17 protein-coding genes are annotated in these 16,476 nt (G+C 65.1%); 8 read left to right on the top strand and 9 right to left on the bottom strand.

Annotated features, from left to right (window positions below):
• Positions 1-37: 37 nt before the first annotated feature.
• A complete protein-coding gene (locus H8F01_RS01815; RefSeq protein ID WP_187057397.1) occupies positions 38-487 on the bottom strand; it encodes a DUF2147 domain-containing protein in 450 nt (149 codons plus the stop codon).
• A gap of 149 nt (positions 488-636) precedes the next feature.
• Here H8F01_RS01815 and apbC point away from each other — a divergent pair, with 149 nt between their 5' ends.
• From apbC to H8F01_RS01800, 3 genes are all read left to right on the top strand, one after another.
• On the top strand, positions 637-1,725 hold the full coding sequence (gene apbC / locus H8F01_RS01810) for an iron-sulfur cluster carrier protein ApbC (protein WP_187057396.1): 1,089 nt from the start codon (positions 637-639) through the stop codon (positions 1,723-1,725).
• Positions 1,726-2,982: 1,257 nt separating this feature from the next.
• Complete coding sequence (dcd, locus tag H8F01_RS01805; RefSeq protein ID WP_187057395.1) at positions 2,983-3,549, top strand: dCTP deaminase; 567 nt, start codon at positions 2,983-2,985, stop codon at positions 3,547-3,549.
• A 127-nt stretch (positions 3,550-3,676) separates the two neighbouring features.
• The gene (locus H8F01_RS01800) at positions 3,677-4,138 is read left to right on the top strand and encodes a hypothetical protein (RefSeq protein ID WP_187057394.1); all 462 of its coding nucleotides are present in this window, start codon (positions 3,677-3,679) and stop codon (positions 4,136-4,138) included.
• A 64-nt stretch (positions 4,139-4,202) separates the two neighbouring features.
• Here the strand turns inward: H8F01_RS01800 and H8F01_RS01795 are convergent, their stop codons facing one another.
• On the bottom strand, positions 4,203-4,616 hold the full coding sequence (locus tag H8F01_RS01795; RefSeq protein WP_187057393.1) for an HIT domain-containing protein: 414 nt from the start codon (positions 4,614-4,616) through the stop codon (positions 4,203-4,205).
• Positions 4,613-5,284, bottom strand: a complete 672-nt coding sequence (locus H8F01_RS01790) for a dienelactone hydrolase family protein (RefSeq protein WP_187057392.1) — start codon at positions 5,282-5,284, stop codon at positions 4,613-4,615. Before H8F01_RS01790 ends, H8F01_RS01795 begins: the two co-directional genes overlap by 4 nt.
• A gap of 105 nt (positions 5,285-5,389) precedes the next feature.
• On the opposite strand from H8F01_RS01790, the gene rimO reads away from it, so the two are divergent.
• From rimO to H8F01_RS01770, 4 genes are all read left to right on the top strand, one after another.
• Positions 5,390-6,709 carry a 30S ribosomal protein S12 methylthiotransferase RimO gene (rimO, locus tag H8F01_RS01785; protein WP_187057391.1) on the top strand — a complete coding sequence of 440 codons (1,320 nt, stop codon included), beginning with the start codon at positions 5,390-5,392 and terminating at the stop codon, positions 6,707-6,709.
• Positions 6,710-6,724: 15 nt separating this feature from the next.
• Positions 6,725-7,528: a DUF3025 domain-containing protein gene (locus tag H8F01_RS01780; protein WP_187057390.1), complete on the top strand. Its 804-nt coding sequence runs from the start codon at positions 6,725-6,727 to the stop codon at positions 7,526-7,528.
• 98 nt (positions 7,529-7,626) lie between these two features.
• Positions 7,627-8,667, top strand: coding sequence for a phosphate/phosphite/phosphonate ABC transporter substrate-binding protein (gene phnD, locus H8F01_RS01775; RefSeq protein ID WP_238481109.1), 1,041 nt, complete (start codon positions 7,627-7,629; stop codon positions 8,665-8,667).
• Positions 8,668-8,719: 52 nt separating this feature from the next.
• Complete coding sequence (locus H8F01_RS01770) at positions 8,720-9,211, top strand: hypothetical protein (protein ID WP_187057389.1); 492 nt, start codon at positions 8,720-8,722, stop codon at positions 9,209-9,211.
• Between the two features lie 13 nt (positions 9,212-9,224).
• Here H8F01_RS01770 and greB read toward each other — a convergent pair whose 3' ends face one another.
• From greB to H8F01_RS01750, 4 genes are all read right to left on the bottom strand, one after another.
• Complete coding sequence (gene greB, locus H8F01_RS01765) at positions 9,225-9,722, bottom strand: transcription elongation factor GreB (RefSeq protein ID WP_187057388.1); 498 nt, start codon at positions 9,720-9,722, stop codon at positions 9,225-9,227.
• Between the two features lie 109 nt (positions 9,723-9,831).
• Complete coding sequence (locus H8F01_RS01760) at positions 9,832-10,263, bottom strand: hypothetical protein (RefSeq protein ID WP_187057387.1); 432 nt, start codon at positions 10,261-10,263, stop codon at positions 9,832-9,834.
• A gap of 145 nt (positions 10,264-10,408) precedes the next feature.
• Positions 10,409-11,686, bottom strand: coding sequence for a tetratricopeptide repeat protein (locus H8F01_RS01755; RefSeq protein ID WP_187057386.1), 1,278 nt, complete (start codon positions 11,684-11,686; stop codon positions 10,409-10,411).
• 46 nt (positions 11,687-11,732) lie between these two features.
• The gene (locus H8F01_RS01750; RefSeq protein WP_187057385.1) at positions 11,733-13,238 is read right to left on the bottom strand and encodes a helicase HerA-like domain-containing protein; all 1,506 of its coding nucleotides are present in this window, start codon (positions 13,236-13,238) and stop codon (positions 11,733-11,735) included.
• A gap of 165 nt (positions 13,239-13,403) precedes the next feature.
• Here H8F01_RS01750 and H8F01_RS01745 point away from each other — a divergent pair, with 165 nt between their 5' ends.
• The gene (locus H8F01_RS01745) at positions 13,404-14,906 is read left to right on the top strand and encodes a transglycosylase SLT domain-containing protein (RefSeq protein WP_187057384.1); all 1,503 of its coding nucleotides are present in this window, start codon (positions 13,404-13,406) and stop codon (positions 14,904-14,906) included.
• Between the two features lie 81 nt (positions 14,907-14,987).
• On the opposite strand, the gene H8F01_RS01740 is transcribed toward H8F01_RS01745, so the two are convergent.
• Both H8F01_RS01740 and asd read right to left on the bottom strand, forming a co-directional pair.
• Complete coding sequence (locus H8F01_RS01740; RefSeq protein ID WP_187057383.1) at positions 14,988-15,425, bottom strand: hypothetical protein; 438 nt, start codon at positions 15,423-15,425, stop codon at positions 14,988-14,990.
• A 150-nt stretch (positions 15,426-15,575) separates the two neighbouring features.
• Entirely contained in the window at positions 15,576-16,421 is an 846-nt protein-coding gene (gene asd, locus H8F01_RS01735; RefSeq protein ID WP_187057382.1) for an archaetidylserine decarboxylase, read from the bottom strand.
• Positions 16,422-16,476: the final 55 nt, after the last annotated feature.

Here is a 16,476-nt window from a genome sequence, read left to right as displayed (position 1 = left end):
CGCGCACAAGTGCGCTCCTACAAAAAGAAGGCGGGAATTACTGCTGGCGCTGCCACTCCTGGCTGCGACCGAGCAGCGAGAAGCCGATGTAGCCGCGCACGGTGAGCTTGCTGCCGTCTTCGCTGGGCTGCAGCTTCACCTTGTAGACCTTGCCCGTCTTGGGGTCGAGGATCTTGCCGCCGTCCCACACGGTGTCGCCGTCCTTGTGCACGCCCCACATGATGTTCATGCCTTCGATCGGCTTGTCCTTGCGCTCGCCGTCGCAGTTCTTGCAGATCGGGTGCGGGCCGTCGTCGGACTGCAGCACTTCCACCACGGTGGCCTTCAGTTCGCCGCCTTCGTCGGTGATCTTCACGATGGACTTGGGCTTGCCCGTCTCATCGTCGATGGTCTTCCAGGTGCCCACCGGGGTGACCTCGGCGGCGAACACGCTGCCGGCGCCCAGCAGCAGACCGGCGACGATGGCAGTGCGAAGCAGTGACTTCATGGATGATTCCTCCCGTACGAAAGCGTATGTTCCGGAGCCTGACCGACCTTGCGCGAAGGCGTCAAGCTGCAATGCGAGACCGCCAAAGGCCGTCGACGGGGCCACGCTGGCATAATGGGGCATCCCCATGACAGGCCATAGATCTCGATATGACGCAGGCGAGCGAAGCCCTGGTCCGCCACATTCTTGGCGAACTCGTTGATTCCCATACGGGTGCTCCCTTTGCCGATGCCGTGCGCGCCGTCGGCGTGGACGGCGATCGCGTATCCGTCGACATCCAGCTGGGTTATCCGGCCAAGGGTGTCACCGACGCGCTGGCAACGGACATCAAGCGCGCGCTGGAGGCCGATCCGGCCATCGCCACCGCCTCCGTATCCGTCGGCACGCGCATCCATTCGCACAAGGTGCAGGGCACGCTGGCGCCGCAGCCCGGCGTGAAGAACGTCATCGTGGTGGCCTCGGGCAAGGGCGGCGTGGGCAAGTCCACCGTTTCCGCCAACCTGGCCCTGGCGCTGGCGGCCGAGGGTGCCAAGGTGGGCGTGCTCGATGCCGACATCTACGGCCCCAGCCAGCCGCGCATGCTCGGCATCAGCGGCAAGCCGCAGTCGCCGGATGGCAAGACCATCATTCCGCTGGAAGCGCACGGCCTGCAGGCCATGTCCATCGGTTTCCTCATCGAGGAAGAAACGCCGATGATCTGGCGCGGCCCCATGGTCACGCAGGCGATGATGCAGTTGTTGAACGACAGTCGCTGGGAGCAACTGGATTACCTCATCGTCGACCTGCCGCCGGGCACGGGCGACATCCAGCTCACGCTGTCGCAGAAGGTGCCGGTGTCCGGTGCGGTCATCGTGACCACGCCGCAGGACATTGCTCTGCTGGATGCGCGCAAGGCGCTGAAGATGTTCGAGAAGGTCGAAGTGCCGGTGCTGGGCGTGGTGGAGAACATGGCCACGCATGTGTGTTCGAACTGCGGGCACGAGGAGCACATCTTCGGCGAGGGCGGCGGTGCGCGCATGGCCGAGCAGTACAACGTGGCCTATCTCGGTTCGTTGCCGCTGGACATTCGCATCCGCGAGCAGGCTGATGGCGGCACGCCGACGGTGGCGGCCATGCCCGATTCGGATCTGGCGGCGCGGTATCGCGAGATTGCGCGCAATGCGGCGGGGCGCTTGTCGCGGATGCCGCGGAACAAGTCGCTTGGGCTTGGGAAGATCATGGTGGAAGGGGCGCCGTAAGCGGCGCTTGTTTATCGCCTGAATCTTGCGAGCCGTCTTTTGCCTTTTTGCGCTGGTGAGAGGGTTGGGGCCAGGCGCGGGGTCTCGCCTCACCGCCTCATTCTTTAGTCGTCATCCCAGCGCAGGCTGGGATCCAGTGACTTGGCTTTCTGCCTTCGGTAGTCACGCAGGCGCCAGGTTGCCGCTTACGCAGCGGAGGCGTTTCGACCTCCTGCCGGAGGCCGAGTCACTTTTCTTTGCTGGCCCAAAGAAAAGTAACCCAAAGAAATGGCCTTAAAAGCTGGCAGCATGCCGGTGGGATAAGCCCGAACGGCTGAGGAACAGTGTTGCTTGGCAACCTCCGCCTCTACACAGCGGGTACTTCCAAGCGCTTCGCAACGCGCCGAAGCGAAGAGGACTTAACGCGGAGCGTCGTGCCGCTGCGCGGCACCTCCTTCCTTGCCACTTGGTGGTTCACGTTGAACATCACCTGTCGCTCGTCCTCTCCCGTTCGGGAGAGGACGGGGGTGGGCACTGAGGTGAGAGAGAAACGGACTTCACACGGTGCGAGACCCCCTGTAGGAGCGCACCTTGTGCGCGACCGCAGCGCCATGTCGATTCCGCTCCGTCAGGTGGTCGCGCCCAAGGTGCGCTCCTACAGACAAGCTGAGCCGGTACGCAACACGCCGTCGCGCAACGCGATGTGCAGCGCAGCTGCACGAGCCGTCGGCTCGACGCTTTTGACCTACCCGCCCCCCTTGAGCGGCGGTGAGGGGCGGACGACAGGCCCGCAGGGGGATCGGCAAGGATGCCGATCCCTTTTCGACAGGACATGGAAGTCCTGTCGAAAAGCCCGGCCGACCCTCACGCACTGGCCGGCTTCATCGGCCAGCGCCGCGATGGGGTGCCCTTCTCTTTGGTTACTTTCTCTTGGGCACGCAAGAGAAAGTGACCCGGCCTCCGGCAGGAGGTCGGAAGCCCGCGGCAGGCGAGCCAGATCGCGATATCGCCCCCCCCGGAGGCCCGAAGTCCAGTCACTGGCCCCCACCTTCCGCCAAGGTGACGAGTGGTGGGCGGAGGTACGAGATGGGCCAGTGGCGGCACTCAACGACGTGGCGAGTCAGGCACTTGCCCAATCCCATCAGCAGCTTACGAGTCAACCTCGGCCACCGTAATCCAAGTCTCAGCCACCCCCGACTGGCGGCCCCCCCTCCATTTCCGCTATTTTCCCGACCTTTACGCCATCCGGCGCGACACACCAGCCCTCCGGGAGCCCGAGTGAGCATCAAATCCGACAAGTGGATCCGGCGCATGGCCGAGCAGCACGGCATGATCGAGCCGTTCGAGCCGGGTCAGGTCAAGACGCGCGACAATGGGCGTCTGGTGTCGTACGGCACGTCCAGCTACGGCTACGACGTGCGTTGCGCGCGCGAGTTCAAGATCTTCACCAACATCAACTCCACCATCGTCGACCCGAAATCGTTCGATCCGACGAGCTTCGTCGACGTGGAAGCGGATGTCTGCATCATTCCGCCCAACTCCTTTGCGCTGGCGCGCACGGTTGAGTACTTCCGCATCCCGCGCAAGGTGCTCACCATCTGCCTTGGCAAGAGCACGTATGCGCGCTGCGGCATCATCGTCAATGTGACGCCGCTGGAGCCGGAGTGGGAAGGGCACGTGACGCTGGAGTTTTCCAACACCACGCCGCTGCCCGCGAAAATTTACGCCAATGAGGGCGTGGCCCAGATGCTGTTCCTCGAATCCGATGAGGAGTGCGAGACCAGCTACAAGGATCGCGGCGGCAAATACCAGGGGCAACAGGGCGTTACCCTGCCGCGCACCTGAAACGGCGTGGCGCCCGCCGGGGCGTCGGTCGTGTTCACCTGAATGGTTGCCGTCCGGACCCCATGCACGGGGCCGGGGCGGCGCTACACTCCTAACGTTGACTTCGATGCATTGCAGGAGATCCCGCATGACCCGTTTTTCCACGCTGCTGACCCGCGCGGGTGCAGCCATCCTGCTGGGCAGCATGCTGGTGCTGGCCGGCTGCCACCGCGGCGGCACCAAGGATGAAGTCCGCACCGCGGACATGAAGAGCCAGTTCGACGCGGTGATCCAGGCCTACAAGAGCGGCCAGTTCATCGTGGACGGCGCCGTGCTGTCGGCGCTGGATACCGGTAGCCACTTCGCCTACCTCAAGGATCAGGGCAAGCTGCCCAAGACGGTCCTGCTCGAGCCCAGCGATGACTCCAAGGTGCGCAAGCAGCACCTGCAGTACATGGCCCGCCTGCAGATCGACTATGGCTTCACCGTGTACTACGACGATGGCGGCACGCTGAAGAAGATCAGCGTGGTCGACACCAAGGCGCGTGATCTCGAGGATTACAAGGCGCCGGTGAAGGCCGATGCCCCGCCGCCGCAGCAGCACATGTAAGCGGCAAGGCGTAACGAAAAGGCCCGCGATGTTCGCGGGCCTTTTTTTGTGCCTTGAAGAAACCTCAGCCGATGGCTTCGCGCAGTGTCTGCAGCAGCGCGGCCAGGGCTTGCTCGCCATAAGGCACCGCTGTGCCGCTGCCCCATACCGGGCCCGGCCACGCGGCGTCGCCTTCGCGGCGAGCCACCACGTGCACGTGCAGCTGGCGCACGATGTTCCCCAGCGCGCCAAGGTTGAGCTTGTCGAAGGGCTCGACGATCCGCAGCGCCTGCGAGGCTTGGGTGACTTCACGCCAGAGCAGGGCCTGGTCGTCCGGCGACAGATCGCAGATCTCCACCTTGTCCGCCTGGCGGGGTACCAGCACCAGCCAGGGGAAGCGTGCATCGTTCATCAGTCGCACATCGCACAAAGCCAGCGATGCGACGAGCCGCGTGTCATTGTCCAGGCGCGGATCGAGGGCGAATGCCGGGTTGCTCATGCGTTGCTGGCCAGCTGCGTGTCGAAGAAGGCCAGCGTGCGCTGCAGGGCGAGTTTCGCGCTGGCCTCGTCGTACTGTGCGCCGATATCGCGGTTGAAGGCGTGGTCGGCGGGGTAGGTGAACACGTCCATCTGGGGAAGCATCTCGCGGTGCTTCTGCACCATCTCCGGTGGAATGGATTTGTCCTTCTCTCCGAAGTGGAACATCACCGGCGCCCTGGGCTTTTCACCGAGGAAGGGTACGTTGCGGGCGCCGTAATAGCTCACTGACGGCAGGCCCAGGCGCAGCGCGGCGAGCAGGGCCACCGTGCCGCCCCAGCAGTAACCGACGGTGCCAATGGCGCCGGCGGACGCGATGGCTTCCGCGGCACTGGCCACGTCTTCCACGGCGCGGTCCAGGCCCAGTTCGGTCACCAGTTCGCGTCCGTGCTTGTAGCCCTCTTCGTTGTAGCCCAGCTCCACGCCGGTCTCCAGGTGGTCGAAGAAGCAGGGCGCGATGGCGGTATAGCCGGCTTCGGCGTAGCGGTCGGCGACGTGGCGGATATGCTCGTTGACGCCGAAGATCTCCTGGATCACCACGATGCCGCCCTTGGGTTTCCCCTCCGGCTGGGCCAGGTAGGCGCCGATGCACTGCATCCGCGTGGTGTTGAGATTGATGGTCTGGCCCATGGCTGGTGCTTCCCGGTTGGCGAGGCCCGAATTCTAGCCATTCAGGGATTGGCCTCGTGCTGGGATATAATGGTCCGTTTTCCGCATAGTTACGGTCCCCACGTCATGTCGCAGGTCTCGCCCAAAGTCGGTTTCGTCAGCCTGGGTTGCCCCAAGGCGCTCGTCGATTCCGAGCGCATCCTTACCCAGCTGAAGGTCGAGGGTTACGAGATCGTGCCCAGCTACGGCGCGGCTGACGCGGTGGTGGTGAACACCTGCGGCTTCATTGATGCGGCCGTGCAGGAGTCGCTGGACGCCATCGGCGAGGCTCTGCACGAGAACGGCAAGGTGATCGTCACCGGCTGCCTGGGCAAGCGTTCGGAGCTGATCCGCGAGGCCTATCCGGATGTGCTCGCCATCTCCGGCCCGCAGGACTACGCCAGCGTGATGAGCGCCGTGCATGCGGCGCTGCCGCCCAAGCGCAATCCGCTGCTGGACATCATTCCGGACACCGGCATCAAGCTCACGCCGAAGCACTACGCGTACCTCAAGATTTCCGAAGGCTGCAACCACCGCTGCAGCTTCTGCATCATCCCGTCGATGCGTGGCGACCTGGTGTCGCGCCCGGTCGATGAAGTGCTGCTGGAAGCCGAGCGCCTGGCGAAGGGCGGCGTGAAGGAGCTGCTGGTGATCTCGCAGGACACCAGTGCCTACGGCGTGGACGTGAAGTACGCCGAGCGCCAGTGGCGTGACAAGACCTACCGCACGCGCATGACCGAGCTGTGCGAAGGCCTGTCCGAGCTGGGCCTGTGGACGCGCCTGCACTACGTCTACCCGTACCCGCACGTGGACGAAGTGATGCCGTTGATGGCGGAAGGGAAGATCCTGCCGTACCTCGACATCCCGTTCCAGCACGCCAGCCCGCGCATCCTCAAGCTGATGAAGCGCCCGGGCAACATCGACAAGACGCTGGAGCGCATCCGCAACTGGCGCAAGGTGGTGCCGGATCTGACCATCCGCAGCACCTTCATCGTGGGGTTCCCCGGCGAGACGGATGCCGAGTTCGAGGAACTGCTCGACTTCCTGCGCGAGGCTGAGCTGGATCGCGTCGGTGCGTTTGCCTATTCGCCGGTGGACGGTGCCAAGGCCAACGAACTGCCGGGCGCGGTGTCGGAAGAACTGAAGGAAGACCGCCTGGAGCAGTTCATGGCGGTGCAGGCGGAAATCTCCGCGGCCAAGCTGCAGCGCAAGATCGGCCGCACCATGAAGGTGCTGGTCGATGAGGCTGGCGCCGAAGGCGCTGTCGCACGTTCGTCGGCCGACGCGCCGGAAATCGATGGCGTGGTGCACATCGCCAACGGCCAGCTGCTCAAGCCGGGCCAGTTCGTCGACGTGGTGATCGAAGACGCCGACGACCACGACCTGCACGCGCGTCTGGCTGGTTGATTCCCGGGCGGCGTGATGCGTTACATCGCGCCCGCCCGCGAAAGCGTCGACCCCGACGTGTTCACGCGCCAGCCGTTGCATGGTTGGCGCGAGCACGTGGCCTGGATGCAGGCGGCGTGCTGGCCCTCCATCGATGCATTGAATGCCGCACGCCCTGCCGGGCAGCGCGAGCGGTTTGTCGCGCAGACGCCGGAGCTGCTCGATGATGGATTGCACTACGAGCAGCGCATTGCCGTGCGTGGTGACATCGCCACGCGTGAAGCGAACTGGCACGACCTGTTCAATGCCTTCGCGTGGTTGCGCTATCCGTCGCTCAAGCGCGCGTTGAATGCCGCGCAGATGCGCGAGATCGCGGTGATGGGGCCGCGTGAACGCTCTCGTCCGCAGTACGCGATGACCCACTTCGACGAGGCGGGTGTCATCGTGACCTTGCGGGATCGAGCCTTGCTCGATCTGTGGGATGCCCACGACTGGTTCGCCCTGTTCTGGCGCGAAAGGGCGGCGTGGCAGGAAGGCCGGGCCGTGGTGCAGGTGTTCGGCCATGCCCTGCTTGAGCACGCGTTGACCCCGAGCAAGCTGCTCGTAAGCAAGGCGCTGGTGTGCATGGACCCGGCGGGGAAGGGCGACGCGGTAGCGGCCTGTGTCGATGGCATCGCGTCCGGGCGCCTGCTGCGCGACCCGCTGGATCTGCGGCCCTTGCCGCTGTCGGGTCTGCCGGGCTGGCATCCCGATAGTGCCGTGGAATCGTTTCACCTCAATACCGCCTGCTACCAGCCGCGTCGCGAGGGACGCCAGTACCCGCTGCCGCTCGAGCTCTGAGTAGCCGTACCACTCTTGCAACAAATTGCGGCGGCCCACCAATCGCGCTACAACAAGGCAGCGGGGCGCGGGGAGCGAGTATGGATACGGCTTGTCGAGTGCGCTGTCGATGGATGCATGCCGGCTGGCTCCGGTCGCTGGGCATGGCCTGCGTGTTGCTGTTCCTTGTGTCTGTCCAGGCCGATGAGGTCGTGGCCGATGAAGTCGTGCAGGCGCCGACTGGCACGCCGATCCGTTTCGGCATCCTGCCCATCGGCAGTGCGGCTGAATCCCGTGAACAATGGCGTCCCTTGTTGGAGGATCTCGAGCACAGGCTCGGCCATCCCGTCACCGCCGTATCGGTAAGCAGCTATGCCGGGCTGTCCGGTGCCATCGGCGAGCAGCGCGTGGACATGGCGTTCCTTTCCGGTCGACTGGCCATCGAGGCAGTGGAACACCAGCACATGAGCGTGGTGGCGCAATTCGAGCGCGACGATGGCGCGAAGGGCAACGTGGCGATGTTGATCGTGCGTGCCAACAGCCCGATCCGCTCGGTAAAGGATCTGCTGGCGAAGCCAGGACACTGGCGATATGCGCGCGGCGAAACCTTGTCGGTCACCGGCTATGTGGCGCCAGAGGCGGAAGTGTTTGCGCCCAACGGGCTCAATTCGGACACGTTTTTCGCCAGCGTGCGCGTAGGCAATCATCAGAACAACGCGCTTGCCGTGAGCAACGGCGAAGTGGACGTGGCGACCTGCAACAACCCGGATCTCGATCTGTTTCGCCGCAACTTCCCCACGGAAGCCTCGCAGTTGCGGGTGATCTGGCACTCCACGCTGATTCCATCCGGCGTACTGGTCGTGCGTGACGGCATGCCCGAGCCGCAGCGGCGCCAGCTGATCGAATTCATGCAGAACTATGGCCGTGCTGCCGGCGCGGCGGGTGAGCGCGAGCGGGCGAACCTTGCGCGGATTCCCAACCTCGCCGGCTTTGCCCCGGCCGACAATGCGGTGTTGCGGCCCTTCATCGACATGGAGTACCGGCTCATGCGCGAGCAGGCCGAGCATGGTCGCTGGGTGAACGATCAGGCCAAGAAGACCCGGATGGGGCAGATCGACACCGCCTACCAGGCGGATTTGAAGCAACTTCTGCGCGAATGAAGTGTCATTCAAGCACCCGATGGTAGGGTGCTTTCTTTTCCGGAGATTCCCGATGGCTGTTTTGGATCGTCTGCTGGTTGCCTGCCGCGTCGGCATGCTAGCCCTGGTGTTCGGCGCCGTGCCGCTGGTGCAGGCGCAGACGGCCCCGCCGGGGCTGCCGCAGGCGGACAAGCAGCAGATCAAGCAGTACATGCTTACCGATGACGTGTTCGGTCGGCTTTCAGCGGCGACGCGCGAGGCTCGCGCCACCGGCATTCCGCCGCAGGGCTCGCCGGACCAGATCAAGGTGCACAGCCTGGACGACCTGGCCAATCAGGCCATGGCGGCCGATCCGCGGATTCCCGCGCTGGTGAAGAAGTACGGCTTCACGCCGCGCGAATTCATGCTTGCCAATATTGCGCTGATGAACGCCATCATGGCCGTGCAGGCGCGCAGCGATCCGGCGCTGTCCAGCAACCTCAACCAGACCTGGGTCAACGCGAACAACATCCGCTTTGTCGAATCGCACCAGGCGGAAGTGCAGGCCTTGCTGCGCGGGCAGTGACCCGCGCCAGCACTCAGTAGCTGACCGCCATGATGATGAAGCGCGTGCGACCGCCGGGCAGTTCGGCGTCGAACTCGTCATCCACGCGCTTCTTCAGCACGGCACGGGCCAGCGGCGAGTCGATGCTGATCCAGCCCAGGCGTGCATCCGTCTCGTCCGGGCCGACGATGCGATAGAGCACGCTTTCGCCGGAGTCGATGTTCTCCAGCTCGATACTCGCCCCGAAGAACACCACCTCGCGGTCCACTGGCGCGCCTTCGGCCACCTTGAGCGAGGGAATGCGTTTGCTCAGATAACGCACGCGGCGATCGATTTCGCCAAGCTGCTTCTTGCGATAGGTGTATTCGGCGTTTTCCGAGCGATCGCCTTCGGCAGCGGCCGCTGCCAATGCCTTCACCACTTCCGGTCGCAGCGTGTGCCACAGATGATCAAGCTCTGCCTTGAGCTTTTCGAAGCCGTCGCGGGTGATGATGGCGGTGGACGAGGGCGAAGGTGGGCGCCAGCGGCTCATGCGTAGATCGTTCCGTTGCGTATGCGTACGGCCCATTTTAACCGCCCGGCGAGCCATGGCGATGGCGGGAGCGGCACGATGTCCCCTCCCGTCTCTCCCGTCTCTCCCGTCAGGGTGCGTCGATGAGGGTGATCATGTCGCTGACGTTCATGGGGCCGAAGGCGACCGTGTCCGTGTGCGAGGCGATGAACTGCCGGAACTCGATCGACGACTTCGCGCCCGTCGTCAGGCCCTTGGCCCTGGCGGCATCGTCTTCTTTCTTCTGCTGCGCGTCGGTGAGCGCCGGTGCGATGGCGATGTAGTCCCAGGAGTCACCCTGGAAGTGCGCATACCATTGCGCGCGGGGCAGGCCTAGCTGTTTGTCGATGGCATCGCGGTCGGCCATCCATTTGAGGAAGGCCTCGTGCTTGCCGGGCGCGACGCGATACAGGGAAACAATGGCTTTGGGCGGCTCTTTCGCCGCTGCGTTGCCCTGCGCAAAGGCGACAGGTGTCGCCAGCATCAGGCCCAGCCATGCCAGTTTGCCAATGAAGTGACGCATGGAAACCTCCTCGTGCACCAGGTGTGAACCGGTCGACGGCGCGACCGCCAGGCACCGGGGTCGCTAGCGGTCGGGGCAGTGCACCAAAAGGAGATGGCCAGCGGACGCTACACCCGCGTCACGGCTGCTTCAACACGAAAAACGGCTAGTCGACAGCCGGCGTGTGGGCAGTACCGGCAGCCTGTTGCAGGCGTGACGCACGTGTCGCAAGGGTCGGCTGCAGCGGGTGTTGTGGCCATGCCGTGGCGAGCTTGCCGAGCAGCACGGCCGCCTCGGCGCGCTGGCCCAGACGGTCTGCCATCTGGTCGGCCGCCAACAGCGCCATGCGCAGGCATTCCGGTGAGCGTGGCCAGCGGCTGAGATAGCCACGGCACAGTTTCAGCGAAAGTCGCGTCATGCCCATGCCGGCGGCGAGTTCGGCGAGTGTCGCGGTCGTAGCGGGGTCATCGGGAAGAAAACCCGGGTCCATGTCGATGCATTCCTGCACCAGTCCCAGTGCACGGCGTGGATCGTCCTGTGCCATGAGCGCGGCGATCCAGAGATGTCCATGCTCGACCAGGGCATCCTTCAACCCTTCCTTGCGCACCAGGTCGCGGTAGGCGTGGTGCAGCGAAGCGGGTGCACTGCGTCCCTGCATGCGATCCACCAGCATGCCGATCGCCGCCCGCCGGTCGACAAGTGCCATCTCGTGCACCCGTGCGAGCAGGCGTTCGTCCTCGTCCTGGCCGCTTTCGCGGATCAGCGTGTCCGCTTCCGGCTCGAGATCGAACTGCTCGTGATGCTGATGGATCATCGCGCCCATCAAGTGCAGGTTGAAGATGATCAGGTAGGTATAGGCAAAGGCGAACAGCGGCAGCGAGATGGCCAGTGGCAGCCAGCGGGAGGTTAATGCCGGCAGCACGATGAGGCCACCGACCAGCACATTGATCACCACGGGAATGAAATAACCCGCGCCCAGTCGCGCGATCACTGCCTGCCAGTTCAGCGGATTGAGTGCGACCAGCGGATTGCCATCGAACGCCAGCGACATGTCGATGGCGGGCAGCGTCAGTGCGAAGAACAGCACCAGCGGCCAGAACATGGCGGGATAGAGCACCGTGCTCACGGCACAGGCCATCACCACGATCATGTGGACCATGGTCAGCCAGTGGCCCGCCGCCGGGTTTTCTTCGATGCCCACGTCCGGCGGGTCGGCGAACCCGTTGGCGGTATGCAGCAGGCAGGCGGCCGCGTAACGCCACGTGGCGGCCCACAGCACGAAGCCGGCGAACAGGCCGACGTAGGCGGGGATCATCACCAGGCACTGGCCCAGTGCGAGCACCACGCAGGCGGCCAGACCACCGCCGCGCAGCGGATAACTCAGCCCCGCGGTGAAGCGTTCGGCGAGTGGCGTGTCGGGTGAAACAGTGCGGACGCGTGGCATGGGCGGCTCGTCGCCTCCCGTTGACGGGAGGCGTCAGATGGGTGGTTCAGCGCTTGCCGCCGAAGATGCTGCCAAGCACGCCGCGCACGATCTGCTGCCCCAGCCGAGACCCTACGGCGCGGCTGGCGGACTTGGCCATGGCCTCGATCATGCCCTGTCGCCGGCTGGTACCGAGCAAGGCATCGCGCACGGCATCGCTCCAGCCCGGCCCCTCGGGCGCGGGTGCCCCGGCCGGCGTCGGCTTGCCGATGCTCTGCGGATTGGCCGCTTTCTGCGTGGCCCGCGCGGCGAGGATTTCCGCCGCCGATTCGCGGTTGATCGCCGTATCGTATTTACCGCCGACGGGCGAACGCTGGCGCACCGTGGCGCGCTCGGCCTCGGTGATGGCGCCGATGCGTGCCGTAGGCGTGGTCACCATCACGCGCTCCACCGGCGACGGCACGCCGCCGTCACGCAGCGTGGATGCCAATGCCTCGCCCACACCGAGCTGGGTGATGGCTTCACTTACGTTGAGCTTCGGATTGGCCACGAAGGTTTCCGCCGCAGCCTTCACCGCCTTCTGATCGCGCGGCGTGAACGCCCGCAGCGCGTGCTGCACGCGGTTGCCCAGCTGGCCAAGGATGTTGCCCGGCACGTCGTCCGGGTTCTGCGAGCAGAAATACACGCCCACGCCCTTGGAGCGGATCAGGCGCACCACTTGTTCAACCCGCTGCAGCAGGGCGGGCGGTGCATCGTCGAACAGCAGGTGCGCTTCATCGAAGAAGAACACCAGCTTGGGCTGGTCCAGATCGCCCACCTCCGGCAATTGCTCGAACAGTTCGGACAGCAGCCACAGCAAGAAGGTGGAATACAGGCGCGGCTTGAGGATGAGCTGGTCGGCGGCCAGCACGTTGATCACGCCGCGGCCGCTCATGTCCTGTCGCATCAGGTCGGCCAGCTCCAGCGCGGGCTCGCCGAAGAACTGGTCGGCGCCGTCCTGTTCCAGCTTGAGCACGGCGCGCTGGATCGCGGCGATGCTCTGCGTACTGATCAGGCCGTAATGCGCGGAGATGTCCTTGGCGTTCTCGCTGGCAAAACCCAGCATGGCGCGAAGGTCGGGCAAGTCCAGCAGCAGCCAGCCCTGGTCATCGGCCACCTTGAAGATCACTTCGAGCACGCCTTCCTGCGTGTCGTTGAGTTCCAGGATGCGGCCAAGCAGGGTGGGGCCCATCTCGCTGATGGTGGCGCGCACGGGGTGGCCGAGCTTGCCGTAGATGTCCCAGAAGATCACCGGGTTGGCCTGCGGCTTCCAGTCGGCGAGGCCCAGTTTGGCCAGACGCGCCTTGAGCTTGTCGCCCGGTTCGACGGCGGCCATCGACAGGCCGGCGAGGTCGCCCTTGGCGTCGGCGAGAAAGCAGGGCACGCCCAGCTTCGAAAAGCCTTCAGCCAGCACCATCAGCGAGACCGATTTGCCGGTGCCGGTGGCGCCGGCGATCATGCCGTGGCGATTGCCGTAACGCGGGTCGAGGCTGACGCTGCTCTCGTCGTTGCGGCCGATAAGAATCTCAGTCATGACGTTCCATCCGTAGGTTGCCCTGCGATTGTAGCCACGCGTCAGGTTCTTGCGCCCCGGCTTGAGCGAGAAGGCAGGTGCGTGCCCGATACCGTGGTTTTTCGGTTGAGTCGGCAGGGGCGCGCGCAGTAAGGTCGACCTTTCGGCCCGACAGTGAAGTCGTCCATGGTTTTTCCTGCTTTTCCCCGTTCGTTGCGCATGGCACCCCTGGCCGGCGCATTGTTGTTGCTGGCCGCGTGTTCGAGTGGGGGAGGTACGAAGCCCGCCGCCACGCCCCAGGCCAATCAGCTTTACGCGCAGCTCGACCAGGCCAGCAAGGGGTACGAGACGGCGCTGGCGCAGGCACGCGCGGGCAACACGAAGGCCTCGCAGCAGACCCTGAGCACGGCGCTCGATCAGCTGAAAGTGGCTTCAGCGCATTGCCCGTCCACCCCGGGCTGCGATCCGCAACGCTTCTTCTCGGCCTTCGATCGCCTGCTGCGCCTGAAGGACGGCAATTTCGACATGGGCGACGATCTGAGCGCCATGAGCGACGACCTGCCCGAGGGCAGCGATGCCGGCAAGACCGGTGCGGCCAGCCTGCCCGAGGCGCAGCGCAGCGTCACGCTGCTGCGTGGCCAGCAGTTGTCGCAGCTGATCGCGATGAATGGCCCGGTGAAGGCCGCGCTGGAAATGTGGCTGACCCAGTGGCGCGGCAACCTGATGGATGCCTACGTCAACTATCAGTTCCTGCGCTACCAGATGTGGCCCGAATACCAGAAGCAGGACCTGCCCGAGGCGCTGCTGTTCGGCATCATGGCGAAGGAGTCGGGTGGCAAGGTGCACGCGGTGTCGCGTTCCGGCGCGGCAGGCCCGTTGCAGTTCATGTACGCCACCGGCCTGCGCTTTGGCCTGAATACCGAAGACGGCTTCGATTCGCGCTTCGACCCGGCCGAGTCCGCCCGCGCCAATGCGGAGTACATGGACGAGCAGCTGAAGGCGTTCAACAACAATCTCGAGATCAGCCTGGCCGCATACAACGGTGGCGAAGGCCGCATGCGTCGCCTAGTTGGCGACAACACCTCGGTAAGCCTGTACGACCCCACCATCTACAACCAGCTTTCGCAGGAGACGCGCGACTACGTGCCGTCGGTGCTGGCGGCGGCGTGGCTGTTCCTGCATCCGGAGAGCTACAACCTGCGCTTCCCGAAGGTGGACGGTGCGCAGGGCAGCGTGGTGCTGAAGCGACCGGCCTCGCTCACCGAACTCACCGTGTGCCTGGGTTCCGCCGCGGGCATGCAGGACGGCTGGTTCCGTACGTTGCGCAACCTCAATCCGCGACTGGATCCCCAGGTATCCCAGCCAACCGGTTCACGCATCATGTTGCCCAAGGTGCTGGAGAAACCGTACGAGGCGCGCTGCACGGATGGTCCGTGGCCGATCCTGGCGAACGATCTGCACACCGCCGTGCTGCCGGTGGTGCCTTCTTCGCCCGCGCCGGTGGCCTCGCCGTCGCGCAGCTCCAATACCTCGCGCACGCGCAGCTACGTGGTGAAGCGCGGTGACACGCTGACCTCCATCGTCAACAAGGTCGGCTGTTCGTCCCTGCAGGAAGTGTCGGACATGAACGAGCTGCGGCATCACCAAATCAAGCCGGGGCAGGTGCTCAAGCTGCCGACCTGTCGCTGATCCGGTCCGCGCGGCGACACGCGTCACGCATGTGAAAACGCCGCCCGTGGGGCGGCGTTTTTGCCTTGGGCGTTTGCGCGCTCAGGCCGCAGCAGTGGCCTGCACGCCCCACTCCTGCATGGGGTCGGCGCGGTGCTGTTCCTTGAGCTCGCGCAGCAGGCGCATCAGGTCGCGGTGATGCGGACGGATGTTCTCGTGCGGCGTGTTCTTGGTCTCGTGGTAAGCCACCGCCAGCCACAGGGCGATGCCACGCATGGCCACCTCGGCGTTGTCTGAGCGGGCGCGGGCGAGGCCGATGTCGGTGCCCTGGCCCCAGGCCAGGTAGCGTTCTTCCGGCGGCGTGCCGTAAAGATGGGGGAAGTCACAGCGCGAGGCCTGGCCGATCTCCCGCAGTGCCATGGTGCCGAGGCGGGCGCGGGTGCGCTTGGGCAGGTTATGCACCTGGCGTTCGATCTCGCGCAGCTGCCGGCCGAGCAGGCGTGCGCGGTTCATGGCGATGAGTCGGGTGACGATGCGCATGGCTCTCCTCGGTCTGGCCCTGGGATGGCGTGCGCACGCGGCGCCGCCGGACCGGGAGCATAGCGGCGCCCGGTACGGTCGTTGCGCCAAAAAGGTCACAAAACGACGAAACGCGTCACCTTGCGCGTCAAAATATTGACGCGCGCCGGTTCAGCCCTGGAGTTCGAGACCCAGGCGCTGGCCCACCTGCACGGGCTGCTGCGAGGTCAGTGCGTCCAGTTCGGCCGTCCCTTCCGGGAACAGCATGATGACGGTGGAGCCCATGTTGAAGCGCGCCATCTCGGCAAAGCGCTCAAGCGTGATGTTCTGCCCAGCGAACGACTTGCGGCGTATCGACGAGGCATACGGCGGAATCACCAGGCCATCCCACACGGTGGCCACGCTGGAGACCAGGATGGCGCCGACCATCACCACCACGAATGGGCCGTGCTCGCCGTCGAAGTGGCAGACCAGTCGCTCGTTGCGCGCGAACAGGCGCGGAATGGCTTCCACCGCGAACGGCGCCACGCTGAAGATGCGGCCGGGCACGTGCACGGTTTCCTTCAGCGTTCCCTTCAGGGGCATGTGCACGCGGTGATAGTCGCGCGGCGACAGGTAGATGGTGGCAAAGCGGCCGTTGCGGTAAGGCATGGCGCTGGCGTCGTCGCCCAGCAGCTCGGCGGCCGTGTACTCCTGGCCCTTGGCCTGGAAGATGCGCCCTTCGACGATCTTGCCCATCTGGCTGATCTTGCCGTCGGCCGGGGAAACCAGCGCCTTGGGGTTGGCGTCCGCACGGCGGGCATCCGGCCGCAGCTTGCGGGTGAAGAACGCATTGAAGTGCTGGTAGGCCAGCGGATCGGGCTGCGCCGCCTCGGCCATGTTCACCTGATAGTTGCGCACGATGGTGCTGATCAGGAAGTTCTTCCACGGCTTGAAGGTCCAGCGCGTGGCCCAGTAGACCACCCGCGACAGGGCGCGGTGGGGCAGGATGTATTGCAGGAGTACGTTGAAGGTCATCCGCCAAGTATGAATGAAGCGCGCGCCGATTACGCCTTGCGCCGCACCGGGGCAG

This window comes from Dyella telluris (assembly GCF_014297575.1).
Lineage (GTDB): Bacteria > Pseudomonadota > Gammaproteobacteria > Xanthomonadales > Rhodanobacteraceae > Dyella > Dyella telluris.
The sequence above is the reverse complement of the archived record's forward strand: the minus strand, read 5'-3'. Positions and strand labels throughout refer to the sequence as shown.

Excerpts from the sequence above, each read along its gene's own strand:
- H8F01_RS01815 (WP_187057397.1), bottom strand. The coding sequence starts at position 487 with ATGAAGTCACTGCTTCGCACTGCCATCGTCGCCGGTCTGCTGCTGGGC.
- apbC (WP_187057396.1), top strand. The coding sequence starts at position 637 with ATGACGCAGGCGAGCGAAGCCCTGGTCCGCCACATTCTTGGCGAACTC.
- H8F01_RS01800 (WP_187057394.1), top strand. The coding sequence starts at position 3,677 with ATGACCCGTTTTTCCACGCTGCTGACCCGCGCGGGTGCAGCCATCCTG.
- H8F01_RS01795 (WP_187057393.1), bottom strand. The coding sequence starts at position 4,616 with ATGAGCAACCCGGCATTCGCCCTCGATCCGCGCCTGGACAATGACACG.
- H8F01_RS01790 (WP_187057392.1), bottom strand. The coding sequence starts at position 5,284 with ATGGGCCAGACCATCAATCTCAACACCACGCGGATGCAGTGCATCGGC.
- rimO (WP_187057391.1), top strand. The coding sequence starts at position 5,390 with ATGTCGCAGGTCTCGCCCAAAGTCGGTTTCGTCAGCCTGGGTTGCCCC.
- H8F01_RS01780 (WP_187057390.1), top strand. The coding sequence starts at position 6,725 with ATGCGTTACATCGCGCCCGCCCGCGAAAGCGTCGACCCCGACGTGTTC.
- H8F01_RS01770 (WP_187057389.1), top strand. The coding sequence starts at position 8,720 with ATGGCTGTTTTGGATCGTCTGCTGGTTGCCTGCCGCGTCGGCATGCTA.
- greB (WP_187057388.1), bottom strand. The coding sequence starts at position 9,722 with ATGAGCCGCTGGCGCCCACCTTCGCCCTCGTCCACCGCCATCATCACC.
- H8F01_RS01760 (WP_187057387.1), bottom strand. The coding sequence starts at position 10,263 with ATGCGTCACTTCATTGGCAAACTGGCATGGCTGGGCCTGATGCTGGCG.
- H8F01_RS01755 (WP_187057386.1), bottom strand. The coding sequence starts at position 11,686 with ATGCCACGCGTCCGCACTGTTTCACCCGACACGCCACTCGCCGAACGC.
- H8F01_RS01750 (WP_187057385.1), bottom strand. The coding sequence starts at position 13,238 with ATGACTGAGATTCTTATCGGCCGCAACGACGAGAGCAGCGTCAGCCTC.
- H8F01_RS01745 (WP_187057384.1), top strand. The coding sequence starts at position 13,404 with ATGGTTTTTCCTGCTTTTCCCCGTTCGTTGCGCATGGCACCCCTGGCC.
- H8F01_RS01740 (WP_187057383.1), bottom strand. The coding sequence starts at position 15,425 with ATGCGCATCGTCACCCGACTCATCGCCATGAACCGCGCACGCCTGCTC.
- asd (WP_187057382.1), bottom strand. The coding sequence starts at position 16,421 with ATGACCTTCAACGTACTCCTGCAATACATCCTGCCCCACCGCGCCCTG.